Annotated in this window: 16 protein-coding genes and 4 pseudogenes; 2 read left to right on the forward strand and 18 right to left on the reverse strand. The window is 71.9% G+C overall.

All coding sequences use genetic code 11. The annotated features are described in order from the left end of the window. Positions 1 to 17: 17 nt before the first annotated feature. Together BJF85_RS16135 and BJF85_RS16140 are read right to left on the reverse strand one after the other, a co-directional pair. Positions 18 to 516, reverse strand: a pseudogene (locus BJF85_RS16135) (polyadenylate-specific 3'-exoribonuclease AS). Between the two features lie 47 nt (positions 517 to 563). Continuing rightward, positions 564 to 1,318, reverse strand: a pseudogene (locus BJF85_RS16140) (lysophospholipid acyltransferase family protein). A gap of 474 nt (positions 1,319 to 1,792) precedes the next feature. Between BJF85_RS16140 and BJF85_RS16150 the strand changes: the two are divergent. Then, on the forward strand, positions 1,793 to 2,452 hold the full coding sequence (locus tag BJF85_RS16150) for a hypothetical protein (protein WP_075848608.1): 660 nt from the start codon (positions 1,793 to 1,795) through the stop codon (positions 2,450 to 2,452). A gap of 47 nt (positions 2,453 to 2,499) precedes the next feature. On the opposite strand, the gene BJF85_RS16155 is transcribed toward BJF85_RS16150, so the two are convergent. From BJF85_RS16155 to BJF85_RS16185, 7 genes and pseudogenes are all read right to left on the reverse strand, one after another. Continuing rightward, on the reverse strand, positions 2,500 to 3,288 hold the full coding sequence (locus BJF85_RS16155) for an NUDIX hydrolase (RefSeq protein WP_075848610.1): 789 nt from the start codon (positions 3,286 to 3,288) through the stop codon (positions 2,500 to 2,502). A gap of 9 nt (positions 3,289 to 3,297) precedes the next feature. After that, positions 3,298 to 4,259 (reverse strand): annotated as a pseudogene (locus tag BJF85_RS16160) (ROK family protein). A 73-nt stretch (positions 4,260 to 4,332) separates the two neighbouring features. Further along, on the reverse strand, positions 4,333 to 4,872 hold the full coding sequence (locus BJF85_RS16165) for a hypothetical protein (RefSeq protein ID WP_083666457.1): 540 nt from the start codon (positions 4,870 to 4,872) through the stop codon (positions 4,333 to 4,335). Next, the gene (locus BJF85_RS16170; RefSeq protein ID WP_075848612.1) at positions 4,869 to 6,050 is read right to left on the reverse strand and encodes an ArsA family ATPase; all 1,182 of its coding nucleotides are present in this window, start codon (positions 6,048 to 6,050) and stop codon (positions 4,869 to 4,871) included. The genes BJF85_RS16165 and BJF85_RS16170 overlap by 4 nt, the downstream gene beginning before the upstream one ends. A 5-nt stretch (positions 6,051 to 6,055) precedes the next feature. Further along, on the reverse strand, positions 6,056 to 6,499 hold the full coding sequence (locus BJF85_RS16175) for an SRPBCC family protein (RefSeq protein WP_075848614.1): 444 nt from the start codon (positions 6,497 to 6,499) through the stop codon (positions 6,056 to 6,058). Positions 6,500 to 6,526: 27 nt separating this feature from the next. Next, entirely contained in the window at positions 6,527 to 7,315 is a 789-nt protein-coding gene (locus tag BJF85_RS16180) for a metallophosphoesterase (protein WP_075848616.1), read from the reverse strand. 4 nt (positions 7,316 to 7,319) lie between these two features. Further along, positions 7,320 to 7,742: a polyketide cyclase / dehydrase and lipid transport gene (locus tag BJF85_RS16185; RefSeq protein WP_075848618.1), complete on the reverse strand. Its 423-nt coding sequence runs from the start codon at positions 7,740 to 7,742 to the stop codon at positions 7,320 to 7,322. Between the two features lie 121 nt (positions 7,743 to 7,863). Here BJF85_RS16185 and BJF85_RS16190 point away from each other — a divergent pair, with 121 nt between their 5' ends. After that, the gene (locus BJF85_RS16190) at positions 7,864 to 9,657 is read left to right on the forward strand and encodes a long-chain fatty acid--CoA ligase (RefSeq protein ID WP_075848620.1); all 1,794 of its coding nucleotides are present in this window, start codon (positions 7,864 to 7,866) and stop codon (positions 9,655 to 9,657) included. Between the two features lie 162 nt (positions 9,658 to 9,819). On the opposite strand, the pseudogene BJF85_RS16195 reads toward BJF85_RS16190, so the two are convergent. The 9 genes and pseudogenes from BJF85_RS16195 to BJF85_RS16230 all read right to left on the reverse strand — a co-directional run bounded on the left by BJF85_RS16195 (position 9,820) and on the right by BJF85_RS16230 (position 17,057). Continuing rightward, positions 9,820 to 11,761 (reverse strand): annotated as a pseudogene (locus BJF85_RS16195) (peptidoglycan D,D-transpeptidase FtsI family protein). Between the two features lie 119 nt (positions 11,762 to 11,880). After that, the gene (locus BJF85_RS16200; RefSeq protein ID WP_075848622.1) at positions 11,881 to 12,675 is read right to left on the reverse strand and encodes a hypothetical protein; all 795 of its coding nucleotides are present in this window, start codon (positions 12,673 to 12,675) and stop codon (positions 11,881 to 11,883) included. Further along, positions 12,675 to 13,631 (reverse strand): 16S rRNA (cytosine(1402)-N(4))-methyltransferase RsmH, encoded by a 957-nt coding sequence (rsmH, locus tag BJF85_RS16205; RefSeq protein WP_075848624.1) that lies wholly within the window; start codon positions 13,629 to 13,631, stop codon positions 12,675 to 12,677. Before rsmH ends, BJF85_RS16200 begins: the two co-directional genes overlap by 1 nt. Before the next feature lie 192 nt (positions 13,632 to 13,823). Beyond that, a complete protein-coding gene (mraZ, locus tag BJF85_RS16210; RefSeq protein ID WP_075848626.1) occupies positions 13,824 to 14,255 on the reverse strand; it encodes a division/cell wall cluster transcriptional repressor MraZ in 432 nt (143 codons plus the stop codon). 409 nt (positions 14,256 to 14,664) lie between these two features. Continuing rightward, positions 14,665 to 15,474, reverse strand: coding sequence for an ESX secretion-associated protein EspG (locus tag BJF85_RS16215; protein WP_075848628.1), 810 nt, complete (start codon positions 15,472 to 15,474; stop codon positions 14,665 to 14,667). Next, complete coding sequence (locus BJF85_RS31500) at positions 15,471 to 15,668, reverse strand: hypothetical protein (RefSeq protein WP_369822192.1); 198 nt, start codon at positions 15,666 to 15,668, stop codon at positions 15,471 to 15,473. The genes BJF85_RS16215 and BJF85_RS31500 overlap by 4 nt, the downstream gene beginning before the upstream one ends. Beyond that, a complete protein-coding gene (locus BJF85_RS16220; protein ID WP_369822193.1) occupies positions 15,665 to 16,036 on the reverse strand; it encodes a PPE domain-containing protein in 372 nt (123 codons plus the stop codon). Before BJF85_RS16220 ends, BJF85_RS31500 begins: the two co-directional genes overlap by 4 nt. Beyond that, on the reverse strand, positions 16,033 to 16,620 hold the full coding sequence (locus BJF85_RS16225; RefSeq protein ID WP_255375679.1) for a DUF3558 domain-containing protein: 588 nt from the start codon (positions 16,618 to 16,620) through the stop codon (positions 16,033 to 16,035). Before BJF85_RS16225 ends, BJF85_RS16220 begins: the two co-directional genes overlap by 4 nt. After that, positions 16,605 to 17,057, reverse strand: coding sequence for a hypothetical protein (locus tag BJF85_RS16230; RefSeq protein ID WP_075848787.1), 453 nt, complete (start codon positions 17,055 to 17,057; stop codon positions 16,605 to 16,607). Before BJF85_RS16230 ends, BJF85_RS16225 begins: the two co-directional genes overlap by 16 nt. Between the last annotated feature and the right edge of the window lie 219 nt (positions 17,058 to 17,276).

Raw genomic sequence — 17,276 nt, forward strand, 5'->3', positions numbered from 1 at the left:
ACGGCGCTCGAGGCGGATCAGTTCGCGAAGCCGTCGCGCCGGCGCACCTCGTCGATGATCTTCCATCGTTCGAGGTTGTGCCGCGCGTCGGCGAGCGCATCGTGGGCGTCGGCGGGCGCTTCGGCAGGGTGGGCTTGCCGACGTCCTCCCAGCGCTGCCGCAGATCACGGGTGAAGCGGGGCAGTTGACGGGGCAGCTTGGGCATCGGACCCCACAACTGGGCCAGTGCGACGTGGTCGTAGGCGGCGTACCAGGCCCACAGTTCGATGCCGTCGGACGCTTGCCGAAGAACTCCACGAGGTCCTCGCGGATGCGTTCGCGGCTGCGCCACGCCGGGTCGGCGGGGCTGGGCAGTTTGTCGAGCACGTGCTCGCGCACCCACCTGCCCGCCTTGTCCGGGTTGAACTGCGTCGAGACGGCGTAGAAGCTGCGGCCCTGCTCGTCCACGACACCGATCGACACCAGGTCGATGGTCACGCCGTCCTCGATGAATTCGGTGTCGTAGAAGAATCGCACCGCAGCACAGTAACGGTGCCGACCGTCCGGTCCGGACACCGGGCGTCTCAGCCCGCCCGGCTCTCCGGCATGCGCGCGACGTCGCCGACACCGGGCGGCTGGGCGGGCGTGGGCAGCGGCACCGCGCCGGCGAGTTCCTCCTTGGCCTTGGCCGCGTAGACGTCGACGTATTCCTGGCCGGACAGTTCCATCAGGGCGTACATGATCTCGTCGGTGATCGAGCGTTCGATGAACCGGTCGCCGGCGAGTCCCTCGTAGCGGGAGAAGTCCAGCGGCTCACCGAAGCGGATCTCGAGCCGCCGCGGCCACCACATCTTCGAGCCGATGGGGTTGACCTTGTCGGTGCCGACCATGGCCACGGGGATCACCGGCACCCGCGCCTCGAGCGCGATCCGCGCGACACCGGTCTTGCCCTTGTACAACCGGCCGTCGGGCGAACGGGTGCCCTCGGGGTAGATGCCCAGCAGCCGTCCCTCGTCGAGCAGCCGCGCTCCGGTCTCCAGCGCGGCCTGCGCCGCCGAGCGCCGGAGCGGTCGATCGGGAACTGGCCGGACGCGGTGAAGAACCACTTCTGCAGCCGGCCCTTCACCCCGGGCGTGGTGAAGTACTCGCGTTTGGCGGGGAAGGTGACGCGCCGCGGCACGTACAGCGGCATGAAGAACGAGTCGGCCACGGCCAGGTGGTTGCTCGCGATGATCGCGCCGCCGTCGGCCGGGATGTTCTCGACCCCGGTGACCTTCGTGGGCCAGAACAACCGCAGCAGCGGTCCGAGGATCACGTACTTCAGCAGCCGGTACACCACCGGGCCACGCCTCCTTACGTTCTCGGCCGCTCGGCCTCACTGCGTGCAGGTCGATCACACTACGAACACAGCCGGCCGCCGAACAACACGGGTGGGCCAACGACGAACTTTCTCACAGCCGCGCCCGCGCCGGATACCGGCCGCCGCCCGCACCTCGGCAGCACACCGGATCCCCACACTCGCCCCGCCGGGAAACCGATCCGTGCAACCATGGAGGTACTCACCCGTCCGAGGATCAGACCGAAAGGCCCCTGGCATGCCCGTGCCCGCCGGCGCCGAGCCGTTCCGGTACCCCGGGACGACCGGCAGCACCGTCGCACCCGTCTTGCACCGGGGCTCCGACGTCGCCACCCTCGGGAACGACGCGCCGGACGACCCTCGACGCGGGACCTGTCGATACAGGGCCGGTCGACGCGGCGTTCTCGGACGACAGAGCATCGACTCCGTACGTGCGGCCAGGCAGGTGGGGACGAAGTGAGCAGACCAGGCTCCGACGGACCGGAGAACGTCGACGCGACGTTCGAGGAGATCGTCGCCGACCTTCGGGCGGAGGGTTTCGGCGAGCAGGCGCTCGCCGACAAGGGCTTCGCCGACGACGAGCGGCATCGCGACGGCCGATATCGCGACGGCACCGCCGATGGCGGGAGCGACGACTCCTCCGCCGACGACGGCGCCGACCGGGCGGACCGCGGCCGCGGCGGGGTCGGGTTCGACGACGACCCCGGCGTCGGCAACGCGGGCGGGGTCGACGAGCTGCGCCGTCCGGAGGACGACCGTCCGGAAACCACCGCCCGGGATGCCCAGCCGAACGAACCGGGCTGGCGGGACAATCCGATCGCCTGGGACGAGACGATGTTCGGCCCCGCGCCGGGCGATCCGAACGACCCCGAGGACCGCTTCGTCCCGCCCGAACCGCCGCCGCTGCCCACACCGCGCAAGGGCGCGTTCCTGATCCTGATGCTGTTCGTACTGGGCGTGCTGCTGTTGATCACGCCGTCGCTGCTGGGCATGGCGGCGGGCATCGCGACCCCGCTCGGCATGCTGTCACTGGCGGCCGGCCTCGCGCTGCTCCTACTGCGGGTGCGCCAGGGCCCGCCGCCCGGCGCCGACCCCAACAACGGCGCCCAGGTGTGAACACGCAGCGCTGATCAAGCCGGTCTGATCAACCCGGCCGGGCCGGGTTACGGGTAGTTCTCGAGCAGGCGGCGCAACCGTGCGGGGTCGAGCACCGCGTCGGCGTCCTCGACGGGGTCGGCGCTCACCAGCACGAGATGGTCGCGCGGCCGCTGGGCGCGCAGCGCCCGCACCGATGCGGCGAGCTCGGCGGCCCCCGGGTCGGCGGTCAGCTCCACGCGTGGCCACCACGTCCAGTGTTCGGCCCCCGGCAGCCCGTCCAGACCGATGTCGCTGGCGCGCACGCCCACGCGCGCGAGCCCGTCCAACCGCTCCCGCCCGACAGCGTCCCGACCCATGCCGTCCTGGCCCGTGCCGACGATCAGCACGAGTTCACGGTCGAGCTGGGCCCGCAGGTCGGGCCAGGCCGCGGCGAAACCGGCGTGCAGCGGGTATCCGTCGACGTCGGCCGGTGCGACCCACCGCAGCGCCATGCTCTCGGCGTTGGTGACACGGGGTTCGACCGCTCCGGCCGAGGCCGCCAACGTCGCCAGCACGGTGGTGTAGCGCCAGGTGCCGTGGTCGTCGGCGCGCTGGGCGAGCACGCGGAACGCCTCGCCGGGAACGGCGGTCTCCTCCTCGGTCTCGCGGGCCGCCGCCTGGGCCGACGTCTCGTCGAACTGGACCGCACCACCGGGCAGCGCCCACGATCCGCCCTGATGCGTCCAGCCGGCGCGGTGTTGGAGCAGCACGCCGCGGCGGGGGTCGGTCAGCAGCAGTCCGGCCGCGCCGAACAGACCCCAGTGCCGTTGACCGCACGCACACGCGACGAACCCGTCGCCGTCACCGACCAGCATCGCCCGAATCTATCGCCTCGCACCGGGTGCACCGGAAGAGCCGATCGCGGGTGCTTCGGCGGCCAGGGTCGCGACGCCCACGATGGCGGCCTCGTCGCCGAGCTGGGCGGTGCGGATCCGGGCCAGCGGCCGGCGTTTGCCACCGGTGACCGACCGCATGTACACCTCGCGCGCGTCGTCCAGGAACAGCGGCGCCGATTCGGACACCCCGCCCCCGATGACGATGATCTCGGGGTCGTAGACGTCGGCGACCAGCGCTAGCCCCTCGCCGAGCCAGCGGGCCAGATCGGCCATCGCCATCCGTGCCAGCGGATCGCCGTCACGGGCGCCGCGGCGACGCGGCGGCCGGTGACGGCGTCCGGGTTGGACGCCGCCTCGCGGGCGAGCACGGTGGACCGCCCCGGCCGGGTGGCCAGCAGTTCGACGGCGGTGGCGGCGAGGGCGGTGCCGCTGCAGTACCGCTCCCAGCAGCCGGCCTTGCCGCAGGGGCAGGTGCGCCCGCCGGGCACGAGGCACAGGTGGCCGAGTTCGGGGGCGACGCCGTGGGCGCCGCGGAACAGTTCGCCGTTCAGCAGCAGCCCGGCGCCGATGCCGGTGCCGAGAGCGACGAACGCGCCGACGCGGCAGCCGCGGGCGGCACCGAAGCGGTACTCGGCGAACGTGGCGGCATTGGCGTCGTGTTCGAGGGTGACGGGCAACGCGACGCGGCGGGCGATGCGGTCGGCGACGTCGGCGTCGCGCCACGGCAGGTGCGGGGCGAAGATGACGGTGCGGCGGTCGTGGCCGACGAACCCGGCCACGGCGAGGCCGACGACGTCGACGTCGTGCCGGGCGCGCAGTTCGGCGACGACGCCGGCGACGGCCTCCTCGAGGGCGGCCTCGCTGCGGGGTGTGGCGGTGCGGGCGGTGTCCAGCAGGCCGCCGGAGGCATCGACGACCCCGGCGCGCACGCTCGTGCCGCCGACGTCGATGCCGATCGCCACCACTGCCGCTGCTCCCCTGTCGTCCCGACTCGCCTGTCCGCCCCGGCCCCTGCGCGGCCGACTACTGGGTTTCCCAGTGGTCGCGGCGGCGCACCGTGACCTTGTGGACGCGTCGGCCCGTACCCGGCGTGTCGGAGGCGCCCGCGGTCGCGGGGTCCGGCTGCGGTCGGGTGGCCTGTTCCGGGACCGGGCCGGGCCGCGAGGTCGGCCGGTAGCCGGGCATGTGCACGCCCTCCTCGGGCTGCCACCGATCGGCGAGGACGGCGCGCAGCAGCGCGATCACCTGAGCGGCCTGTTCGAGCACCCGGGCGGCGATCTCCGGCGCCTCGCCGCGCACCACCGAGATCACTGCGCACAGCGGGCACCACGAGCACGCCGATCCGGTTCCCGCGTCGTCCTCGGCCGCGGATCCGCCGTCGGGGGCGGGGCAGGACGTCGGGTCGCCGCCACCGTGCCCCGCGGCGAACAGGCCCCGCAACCACGGTTCGGCGCGTTCGGTCACGAGGTCCACCAGCAGCCGGATCTCCTCGGCGAGCCGCGCGCTGTCCGCGCCGACGCCGGACGTGCCGGACGGGTCGGTGCCCTCGGTGCCGCCGCTCATGAGTCGGTTCCCTCCAGGTGCACGAGTACGCCGCGCGAGTCGGATTCGGCATCGGTGATCCGGCAGGCGCGCAGTGGTTCGGGCAGCGCGATCAGCCTGCGGACGCCGTCGACGGTGATCGCGAGGTCGTCGTCGACCCGCGCGAGGTCGACCACGCTGTCCCGGGCGAGCGGCACTGCCACCCGGAGTTGGTACCCGACATCGGTGGCGGACATCCGCAACAACGGCGCGAGATTGGTGTCGTCGGCCTCCCCGGCCCCGTCGACCCCGCCGCCGGCGCCCAGCGGATCGGACGAACCGTACAGCTCGTCGGCGATCGCGTGAAGGGCGGCCAGGCCCACGGGTTCGGCGGCCCGGTGCTCGACGGTGCGGAGCCGTTCGGCGGCGGAGCCGAATCCGGACCGTTCGAGCTCGCCGAGCACCGTCTCCTGCTGCGCGCGCCGGGTGCGCACCCAGGCGGCGGCCGGGCCGCGCCACCAGCCGGGCGCGGGCATGACGCGGTTGGCGATCATGCCGTCGACGCGGATGCCGCGCAGCGCCAGCGCGGTGAGGGTCCGGCGGGTCTCGGCGACGACGACGCGTTCCGGGGTGAACACGAGCCGGACGCTGGTGCGGGCCGGGTCGGCGAGCAGGTCCTTCAGCGATCCGGTGCGCGCGGCCAGTGCCTGGAGGGACTGGGCGAGGCCGGAGCGTTTCGTCAGCGGTCCGGGCATGCGCGCGAGGTAGCCGCTGACGGCGTCGGGCAGGGCCAGCAGCCGCAGCGTCTCGGCGGTGGGGCCGCAGTCGACGACGACGGTGTCCCAGCGCCCGCCCGTGGCCAGGCGCTGCACCTCGGTGAGCGCGAGCAGTTCGTCGACGCCGGGCAGGACGGTCAGTTCCTCGGCCTCGAGTCCGTCGAGGCCGGCGCCGCGCACGAGCGCACTGCGAAGTTGGGTGCGGACCTCGTCCCAGCTGTCGTCGGCCAGGGCGCGCACGTCGAGCTGCGCCCCGTGCAGGCCGTCGGCGACCTCGACGGGTTCGTGGCCGAGCGGGACGTCGACGGCGTCGGCGAGCGAGTGCGCAGGGTCGGTGGACACGACGAGTGTCCTGCTGCCCCGGCGCGCGAGCGCGGCGCCGGTCGCGGCGGCCAGCGTGGTCTTGCCGACGCCGCCTTTTCCGGTGAGCAGCAGCAGCCGCACGCGCCTCAGCCCTTGACCTCGACGCGCTTCTTGAGCTCCTTCAGCGCCGTATCCATGATCATCTTCTCGGCTTTGCGGCGCAGCATCCCGATCATCGGCAGGGCCAGCTCGACCGACAGCGTGTACGTCACGCGGGTACCGCCGCCGGGCAGCGGCTCGAGCGCGTAGCTGCCGTTCTGGGCCTTCTGCATCTGCCCCTTGACGAGGTGCCAGCTCACCGCCAGGCCGTCGTCGGCCCAGTCGTACTCGAGCGTGTAGACGTCCTTGACCGGCCCCGAGTCGAGCGTGAAGCGCACCTGCGACGCCCTGCCCTGCTCGTCGGACTCGAGCACCTCGGTCTGCTGCACCGCCTTGGCCCATTCCGGATAGGCGGGCAGATCGGCGATGACGGCCATGATCCGCTCGGGAGCGGCATCGACCTCGATGGACTGCGTGGACTGGTCGGCCATGGCGCTAGAGCGTAGCGTTCACGCGCCTCACCATCGCAGCACGTAGGGGCGTGCCGTCTTCTGGAAGTGGCCGACGTTGCGGCATTCGGTCAGCCCGACGCGCAGTGCGGAGGTCAACGGCTGATGGACGTGGCCGAACAGTGCCCAGCGCGGCTGCTCGGCGGTGATCAACTCGGCGAGTGCGGCCGAGCCGACCTCGCCCCGCCGCGCGACGACGTCGTAGGTCAGTTCGGGCAGCGCAGGCGGGATGTGACTGCAGACGACGTCGACCGCGCCGAGCCCGGCGACCGCGGCGTCGAAGTCCTCGCGGGTGCGCAGGTAGGGGCGCCAGGCCTGGTCGGTGCGGGGTGTCGCGCCGTCGGGCAGGACGGCGCCGCCGACGAAACCGAATCGCAACCCGCCGATGTCGCAGGTCTTGCCGTCGACGAAGTGCAGCCCGGGGGCCTCGAACTCTGGCCACAGCGCGGGCGCGTCGACGTTGCCGGGGATGGCGTAGGTCGGTGCGGGCAGGGCGGCGAACAGGCGAGTGTACTGCTCGCGCACGGCCTCGTCGATCGCCGCGCGCGGGTCGTCCAGGCCGCCCCACAGGCGTTTCGACAGTTCACGCAGCTCGCCGCGGCGGCCCTCGCGGCGCAGGGTGGCGAACCGGGCGACGTTCTCGGCGCCGAACAGCGCACCCAGGATGCCGCCGCCGTGTTCGTGGTAGTCGACGAAGTCGATCAGGTCGCCGAGGACGACGAGCGCGTCGGCGCCATCACCCGCCCGGGCGAGTGCCTCGGCATTGCCGTGCACGTCGGAGACCACGTGAACCCGCACATGATCACCCTACCGAGCCGTGCGGAGGCGGATCCCCCGCGGCGCGGCCGTCCTCCATCGTCGTCTTGAGTTCCAGGGCGATCGCCTTGGCCGCACGGGCCCGCCGGTCGAACTCGCGACGCAGTCCGGCAGGCGAGAGCGGGGGTCCGGCGGGGGTGGCGCGCAGGAAGTAGTGCAGCATCGTGCCGTCGAGCACCGGCTCGAGCCACACCTCCATCGTGCCCACCAGAGCACCCCGCACGGTCCAGCGAAGTCCCTGGTCACCGCGGTCGGTGTAGACATCGAGTACCAAATCGGGCCAATATCTACGCCACGACGCCGGGTCCGCGAAGACCGTCGCCAACGAACTTGGCGGCACGGTCAGGAAGGTCTCGTCGACGATGTCGAGCGCGGGCCCGAGCGCTGGCTCGGCAGGAGAACCGGTCACGGTTGCGAAATGATATGCGCATCGCAACAGCCCCCACCCACCCATGGTGAATCGGGCGAACAGCAGCTAGGTTGACCGGCGAGTAACAACGTTGTTGAGTTTCGCCATTTCGGAGGTTGACGTGCGCGAGTACAGCGCCCCAGCACTACGACCCATCGCCGACGACGAGAGCTCCTCGGATGTCGTGTGGGCCAATGCTGAACGATTCGGGGACACCGTCAGCTTCCGACGGCGAGTGGGTGGCTCCTGGCACGACGTGACGGCCCGCAAGTTCGCCGCCGAGGTCGGGGCCGTGGCCAAGGGCCTCATCGCATCCGGCATCGAGCAGGGCGACCGCGTCGGCCTGATGTCGAAGACGCGCTACGAGTGGACCCTGTTCGACTTCGCCATCTGGGCCGCCGGCGGCGTCACGGTGCCGATCTACGAGACGTCCTCGGCCGAGCAGATCCAGTGGATCCTGTCCGACTCGGGCGCCAAGGGCATCGTCGTGGAGACGACCGAGCACAGCGCCACCCTCGGTGAGGTCACCGAGCGGCTGCCCGAGCTGGCCCACAGCTGGCAGATCGAGGGCGACAAGGGTGCCGTCGCGGAGCTGACGTCCACCGGCTCGGAGGTCTCGGACGACGACCTGCAGGCCCGCCGCCGCGCGGTGAAGGCCGACGACGTCGCCACGATCTGTTACACCTCGGGCACGACGGGTCGCCCGAAGGGCGTCACGCTGACGCACCGCAACCTGCTGGCCGAGGTGCGCGCCGACATCGACGCGTTCCCGGACCTGATGAACGACGGCAACTCCCTGCTGCTGTTCCTGCCGCTGGCGCACATCCTGGCGCGGGCGATCGCGCTGACGGCGTTCTCGTCGCGGGTGACCCTCGGCCACACCGACACCACGGACCTGGTCAACGACCTGGGCGCGTTCCGCCCGACGTTCGTGGTCGCGGTGCCGCGCGTGTTCGAGAAGGTCTACAACTCGGCCAAGCTCAAGGCGCACTCCGGCGGCAAGGGCAAGATCTTCGACGCCGCCGAGGCGACCGCCATCGAGTACAGCAAGGCGCTCGACGAGGGCAAGGTCGGCCTGCCGCTGAAGCTCAAGCACGCCGTCTTCTCGAAGCTGGTCTACAGCAAGCTGCAGGCCGCGCTCGGCAGCCGCTGCATCGCGGCCGTGTCCGGTGGCGCCCCGCTGGGTGCCCGCCTGGCGCACTTCTACCGCGGCATCGGCGTGCCGGTGTTCGAGGGCTACGGCCTCACCGAGACCTCCGCCGCGGCCGCGGTGAACACCCGCGACGCGTTCAAGGTCGGCACGGTCGGCCGCCCGGTGAAGGGCACCTCGGTGCGGATCGCCGACGACGGCGAGGTGCTGCTGTCCGGCGACATCGTGTTCAGCGAGTACTGGAAGAACAAGGAAGCCACCGACGAGTCGGTCAAGGACGGCTGGTTCCACACCGGCGACCTGGGCGAGCTCGACTCCGAGGGCTTCATCAAGATCACGGGCCGCAAGAAGGAGATCATCGTGACGGCCGGCGGCAAGAACGTCGCCCCGTCCACGATGGAGGACGCCCTCAAGGCGAACCCGCTGATCAGCCAGGCGATGGTGGTCGGCGACCAGCGTCCGTACATCGGCGCGCTGGTGACGGTCGACGAGGAGTTCTTCCCGACGTGGAAGGAGCAGAACGGCAAGCCGGCCGACGCGACGGTCGCCGATCTGGCCGACGACGAGAAGCTGCGGGCAGACATCCAGGCCGCGATCGACGAGGCCAACAAGCTCGTCTCGCAGGCCGAGGCGATCAAGAAGTTCTCGGTCCTGCCGAAGGACTTCACCGAGGCCGGCGGTGAGATCACCCCGAGCATGAAGCTCAAGCGCAACGTCGTCAGCAAGAACTACGCGAACGACATCGACTCGCTCTACGCGAAGTAAGTCCCGCGCACGCGAACGCCCCTGGCACCGAACCCCTCGGTGCCAGGGGCGTTCACCGTTCCCGACCTCGTGCCACCGGGTGGGGGGTCAGACCTGTACGTCGAAGCCGAGGTCGACGTCGCACGCTGCCCGCCCACCACGGATGCCCGCGCCTCGGCGGGGTCAGTGGCGGTGGATGAGCGGGACTCGCGGGGCCGGCTTCTCCGACAGCGGCAGTTCGTAGCGCTGCGCCAGGTACGACGACATCTCCTTGAACAGCGGTGCCGCCGAGCTGCCCTCGGGGGTGGTCGTGTCGGGTGCGTCGAGGCGGATGCCCACGACGAACCGCGGGTCCTCGGCCGGCAGCATGCCGCGAACGTGATGTTGTACAGGTCGCGGCTGTAGGCGCCCGTCTCAGGTTGATCTGCTGACCCGTGCCCGTCTTGCCCGACACCTGGTAGCCCTCCATGGCCGCCTGCGGAGCGGTGCCGGCCTCGTAGGAATCGCCGTCCTGCACGGTGCCGCGCAGCATGTCACGCACCTGCTCGGCGGTGTTCGGGCTGACCACGCGGGTCTCCTCCGGCTTCGGCTCGGCCACGCGCCTGCCGTCCGGACCGCGCGTCGCCGACACCACTCGCGGCTCCACACGCACGCCGTCGTTCGCGATCGCCTGGTACATGCTGGTCATCTGCAGCACCGTCATCGACAGACCCTGGCCGATGGGCAGGTTGCCGAACGTCGTGCCCGACCACTGGTTCCGCGGCGGGATGTAGCCGGGGCTCTCACCCGGCAGCCCCGCCCCGGTGCGGGTCCCCAGGCCGAACTTCTTCAGGTACTCCAGGTACCGGTCCGGACCGAGCTCGTCGGACAACATCAGCGTGCCGACGTTCGACGACTTCGCGAAGATGCCCGTCGTCGTGAACGGCTGCGTGCCGTGCTCCCACGCGTCGTGCACCGTGTGGTCGGCCACGCGGATCGACCCGGGAACCTGGTGCACGCTCTCGGGCTTGGTGACGCCCTCCTCGATCGCACCGGCCGCGGTGATCAGCTTGTTCACCGAGCCCGGCTCGAACGGCTCGGTGACGGCCTTGTCGGTCAGCAGATCCGGGTCGAGGTTGCCGGGGTCGAGCGTCTTGTCGCTGGCGAGGCTGTAGATCTCGCCCGTCTCGGCGTCCAGCACCACCGCGCTGCCGCCGTCGGCGTCCGACTTCTCGACGTAGTCGGCCAGCATGCGCTGCACGTTGTACTGCACGTCCGAGTCGATCGTCAGCTCGAGGTCCGAGCCGGCCGTCGCCTCCTGCAGGTCGCGTTCCGTGCCCGGGATGACGACGTTGGTGCCCTGCGCGGTCTGCACCACCTGCCGGCCCGACTTGCCGGTCAGCACGTCGTTGCGCGCGCTCTCCAACCCCGCCAGACCCTCGATGTTGTGCTTGGACTGGTCCGGGTCCTCCATGCGCCAGTTCGCGAAACCGACGATGTTCGAACCGACATTGCCGGCCGGGTACTCGCGCTTGGCCCGCTCCTCGTACCCGATCTCGGGGTACTTGGCCTGGATCTCGTCCGCCACCGACGGCTGCACGTCGTCGACCAGGTACGTGAACGACGACTCGCGGTCGCGCAGGTCCTCGAGCAGATCCTGTTCGGTCGTCTTGCCGGGCACCTTGCGGGCGATGAACTCGGCGATCTCCTGGACGCGGGAGTCGTAGTTCTCGTCGGAGTTCGGGTTGTTCTTCTCGAACTCCTGCCATTCCTTACGCATCAACCGCAGGTTCGCCCACAGCGTGCGCGTCTCGACGCTGAACGCCAACTGGGCGCCGTTGCGGTCGAGGATGTCACCGCGCTGGGCCGGGATGTCGATGGTCGCCGTGCTCTGCCGCTCCGCCCGCGCCGACAACGCCTCGGCCTGGAAACCCTGCACGTACACGAGCTTGAGGCAGGTCGCTGCGAGGATCACCGCCAACACGATGCGTCCGACGGCGAAGCGCTGCTGCGTGCCACCGGTGGCTGCGGCCGCCCCGCCGACGGCGCCGCGCGCCTTCGCCGAGTAGGTACGGCCTCCCCCGCGGCCACGCCCTGCCGACGGCCGGTTCGGTCCCGCCCCGCCGGCCGGTCGCTTCGGTCGCATCGGTCCCCTCCGGATCGCTCCCGCGGGCCGCCGCCCTCGCGGCTCGCCCCACCGTCAGTCCACAGTCTCCCCGCCGGCACCGCCCGCACCGGCGTACGCGCGTACCCCGCGCGTGTCGGTCAGCCCTGGGCCTCGGGGGCTGGCTCGCCGTCACCGCCGGGTCCGGCGCCGCCCTCGGGACGGTCACCCTGGCCCTCGGCCGCGGCGTCGGCCTGGCGGTTCTCGCCGTCCGGGCCGCCACCGCCGTTGCCGCCGTTGCCGCCGTTGCCGTTGTCACCGCCGCGCTGTTCGTCGGCGGCACCGTTCCCCCCGGCGTTCGGGTTGTCCCCGGCGTTGTTGTCGGGCGCGGCGGGTGGGGGCGGCGGAGCGGGCTTCTCGGCCTTCTCCGGATCGCCGACGACGCGGACCTTGCCGTCGTCGCCCACGACCAGCCGGGCCGGGTCACCGCCGGGCACCATGCCGAGCTTCTCGGCCCGGTCGGCCAGCTGACCGGGCGCCTCGGCCGTGGCGACCTCGTGTGTGAGTTCCTCGGTGCGTTCGGCCAGATCGGCGTTCGACTGGCGCAGCTCCTCGAGCCGGTACGAATCGGAGATGGCCTGCGTCGACAACCACAGCGTCGTCGCGACGCCCACGGCCATCAGCGCCATCAGCATGAGCACGAACGAGGCGCGCGAGCGCGGCAGGCGCAGCTTGAGGCGCAGACGCAGCGGTTCGGCCTGCTCACGCTGTTCGGTCTGGCGCTGCACCGAGTCGACGCGCTGCGCCCGGCGGGCGTAGGCGCGTTCGGCGGCGGAACTGCGGCGGCGCGGTGCGCCGGTGTCGGGTGCGGCGGCCGGTGCCTGCCGCGTGCCGCGCCGCGGGCTCTGCCGCGGACGTTCGTCCGGCTGCGGGCGAGGACGTGCGGGTGCGGTCATCAGGCAGCCGCTCCAATCCGTTCGGCCGCGCGCAGACGGACGGACGCCGCACGCGGGTTGTGCTCGGTTTCCTCGGCACCAGCCTTCTCGGCACCGCGGGTCAACAGGCGGAACTCGGGGCCGTGCCCGGGAAGTTCCACGGGCAGCCCCTCTGGGGTTCGGGACGTGGACCGCTCGGCGAGGGCGCGCTTGACGATGCGGTCCTCGAGCGACTGGTAGGCCTCGACGACGATCCGGCCGCCGTCGGCGAGCGCGTCCAGCGCCGCCGGCACGGCCGCACGCAGCACGTCGAGCTCACGGTTGACCTCGATGCGCAGCGCCTGGAACGTCCGCTTGGCCGGGTGTCCCCCGGTGCGCCGGCTGGCGGCCGGCACGGCGTCGTAGAGCAGCTCCACGAGACGTCCGCTGCGGCTGAAGGGTTCCTTGTCCCGTTCGGCCACGACGGCCTTCGCGATGCGCTGGGCGAACCGCTCCTCGCCGTACTCGCGCAGGATGCGCGTGAGGTCGGCGACCGAGTAGGTGTTGAGCACGTCGGCCGCGCTGGAGCCGGTGGTCGGGTCCATGCGCATGTCGAGCGGTGCGTCCTGGGCGTAGGCGAATCCGCGGTCGGCGACGTCGAGCTGCATCGACGACACCCCGAGGTCCATCAGGACGCCGTCCACCGCGGGCAGCTCGAGTCGGTCGAGGACGCTGGGCAGTTCGTCGTAGACGGCGTGGACGTACTCGACGCGGTCGCCGTGCGGCGCGAGCCGCTGCCGGGAGCGTTCGAGTGCCGCGGGATCGCGGTCCAGACCGATGAGGGTGAGGCGGGGGTGAGCGGACAGCAGCGCGTCCGCGTGACCGCCGAGACCGAGCGTGGTGTCGACGAGAACGGCGTCGCGATCGGCGAGCGCCGGGGTGAACAATTCGACGACCCGGTCGAGGAGAACGGGAAGGTGAGCGGCATCGCTGGTCATGACGCGCCCCCTTTCCTCCCGGCGGCCCCGTTTCCGCCGAATTCAACGCGAATACGTTCCGAATTCGATTCGGCGGCGGGCGGATGCCTTCAGGTTGCGGGCCTGATACCGGGGAAGGTGTATCAGGGCCGCAGCCTGAGGACATCCGCACCGAAGCCGATTTCCGACGGTTCCCTACGCCGCCGGAGCGACTCAGAAAACGCCGGGCAGGATCTCCTCCTGCGCCTTCGCGTAGTTGTCCTCGTTGTCGTCGAGATAGGACTGCCACGCCTCGGAGTCCCAAATCTCCAACCTGGTGATCGCACCGATCACCACACACTCCTTGTTGAGCCCGGCATAACGCCTGAGCTCGGACGCGATCGCGATGCGCCCCTGCCCGTCGGGTCGCTGTTCATCGGTCCCCGCGAAGAGGTACCGCTGATACGCCCGCACCGATTCGTTCGTGAACGGCGCCTCGGCGACCTTCCGAGCCATCTGCTCGAACTCCGCCCGCGGGAAGACGTAGAGGCAGTGGTCCTGACCCTTGGTGATCATCAGGCCCCCTGCCAACGCTTCCCGGAACTTCGCGGGCAACGTCAGCCGCCCCTTGTCGTCCAGCTTCGGGGTGTGAGTGCCGAGGAACATCGGCCTCCACCTCCCCTACCGATCCAGCAGGCCTCCCTGTCGGACCCACCGGAACCGGCCACGGAGCTCCCTTCCGCCCCACTGATCACCACCGTACCCCACTTCCCACCACAGTCAACGGGAAAACACGGGGATTCACGGGACATCGGCCACAGATTCGCAGGTCAGCGCGGTGGTTGGCAGGTGGGGCAGGGTGGGGGGATATCGCCGAGGCGGGGGATGTTCGGCGGGGTTCGGGCCCGTCGGGACGCCGGATCCGGCCGGTTTTCGAGCGTCGCCGACCCGCCACGGACGGCCCGGGGCCGCCCGTGGGTGATCGTGGGGAACGCCCGGGGACGACGGTGGGGAACCGTGGTGGGGCGCCGTGGAGCCCCGGGTGGGGAACGGTGGAGAGCCGCGGCGGGCGCGATCAGCCCCGGACCGGTGCCCCGTCCTCCGCATCAGCCAGATCGGCCAGTCGCGCGGCGACGCGGTCCCGATCGGCCGGCGCCACGCTCGTCCAGCTCCGGCCGTCGCCGCCGCGGTGGGTCACACCCGTGTAGGCGCCGACATCGGTCAGGAACCACGTCGCGCCACCCAGCCGGCGCGGCGGCTCCCCCGCCGTACGCCGGGTCAGGGTGAACTGACCGGCCGCCAGTACCGGACGGGCCTGGATGGCCAGCGCCTCGCGGACCTGCTGCTCGTACGCCCGCGAGCCCGCCGTGCCGTCGAACGCCCTGCCGTCGAACGCCGTGCCGTCGAACACCGGATCGTCGGCCGCCGACAGTGCGTCCGACGGGAGGTTCACCCCGGCACCGGGGCCGGGCTCGACGTCCGGCAGCACCCCCGCCGCGTCGGCGAACAGCCGGCCCTCGCCGACGGCGGCCACGCCGATCGTGCGTTCAGGTTGCACGGCCAGCACACCGGGGCCGGTCCGGCTGCCGGCCAGCACCGCCCGCAACGGCTCCTCGTCGGCGGCCACGTCGAACAGGAACTCGCACTCGATCGTCACCGGCGCCGACGCCAACGCCTCCAGCCGCGCACACAACACCTCGTCGACCCGGCCGCCCGGCAACAGGCCACGATCGGCCAGATTGGCGTACACGTCCTCTCGGATCCACCGCCGCTCGGTGTCGGTCGCACCGCCGCTCGGGATCCGCAACACGCCGGGCCGGGGCGCGGCATCCGTGACGACGTCCGACCAGAGGATGTCGAACGCCGAGGCCGAGACCCGGATCATGCCCTGCTGCTCAGCGACGGCGGCGCCGCGAAACCGTCGCCCGGCACGGCGTCGCGCAGCGCGCGGTCCCGCGCGTACATCACGTCGATGGCGGTCTGCCGCGCCCGTTCGGCCTCGTGCCGACGTTCGGCCAGCGCACCCGCCAGGCCCGCCAACGCCACCAGGTTCCCGGACGACGCGACGTCCCGGATCATCCCGGCCGGTCGTACTCGACGGGTTCGGGCATCGCCGCCCGCGCCCGCGCCGCCGCGCCCGCCTGGGCCGACACGGCACCGCCCACCGACGTGGCGGCCTCCGCGCCGTGCCGCGCCCACGCGCCCGCGCGCGCCAACGCGGCCCGCAACGCGTCTCCCCCGTCGCCCTGCCATGCCTCCTCGGAGCCGCCCGCGGCACCGCTCAGCGTGTCCACCGCGGACTGCAGGCGCCCGGCCAGTTCGACCCAGCCGCGCGCGATCTCACCCGCAGCCTCCGGGTCGTTACCGGCCTCGACCTCGGCCTTCAACTGCTCGTGGCTGTAACTCTCGTACCGCACCACCGGTTCGGGTGCCGTGTCTCCGCTCATTCGGCCCTCCTGGGCAACTCGGGCTCGACCAGCTCGGCCACCGTCGTCGCCCGCTCGCACGACGACGCCGTGTCGGTGAAGTCCACAGAGGACACATCGATGTGCACCGACGACCCCGGCCCCGTGGCCAGCACCACCGCGCACGTGCCGTCGTCGGCCGCGCGATCGGCCATCCGCACCGCATCGCGCGCACCGATCCGCAGCCGCTCGACGTCGTCGGCGCCCGCCTCGAGGTCGGCCACCCCGGACGCGTCGTCGACCGTGATCGTCACGCCGCCCACACCCGGCTCGGTGTAGTCGCACGCCGGCGCGCCGGCGACGTCCCGCGGCTCGCCCGCCACCGACAGCCCCGCCGTCGACCGGTCCGCCGGGTCCAGCCACGCGCACGGATCGAGAGGTTCCGCACTCGGCGCGCTCGACGGGGGCGCGCTCCGCGTCGGCCGGGTGTCGTCCTGGGCCGTGCCTCCCTCGGCTGTGTCCCCCTGGGCGGCGTCTCCTCGGGGGTCGCCGCCGACGGCCTGACCGCAGCCCGCGACGAGCATGGCGATCGCCGGGACGGCGAGCAGGCTCAGCCGCCTTCGCAATCCACACCGCCCATGTCGCCCGCGGCGTCCTCGTCGCGGGCCCGGTACTGCTCGAGCGCGGCGTCGATCTGCTCGCGCAGATCCGCCAACTGCCTGCCGAACTCGACGAGCGCCGGCACCGCCGCCCGCGCCGCCGCCGAGCCCTCACCGGAGGCCAGCGCGCCGATGGCCGTGCTCGCCTGCGACACATCGCCCGCGGGACCGCCACCGGGTTCGATGCCGTAGCGCGCCATGAACTCGCCCAGCTCGCCCGCGTAGCCGCCGCCCAACGGGACCGAGCGCCCGAGCACCTTGGCCTCCCGCACCATGCGCGCGACCTCGTCCTGCAGGCTGCTGATCTTGCGCAGGCTGTCCTGGGCCAGCTCGGGCGAGACCGTGAAGGCACCCGCCGGGATGTCCACCGGCCCCGTGACGGGCGCCGACGTCTCACCGGTCATCATGCCTCCCATCCCGCACCGACCGAGTCGTCCGAGTCGTGGTCGAGCCACAGCCCAGCCGAGTCATAGCACTACGTAACCGCACGATATCGGTGGGCAATACTAGAGGTCTGCCGGTCGCTGTAAACCCCAGGCCCGGCGCGGACCCGCGTCGCTCGGGGCGAATGTCTCGATTTCGCTTCTGTTTGACACACTTCGTGGGAACCTGGAAAACGGGCG

This window comes from Saccharomonospora sp. CUA-673 (assembly GCF_001942305.1).
Classification (GTDB): Bacteria; Actinomycetota; Actinomycetes; order Mycobacteriales; family Pseudonocardiaceae; genus Prauserella.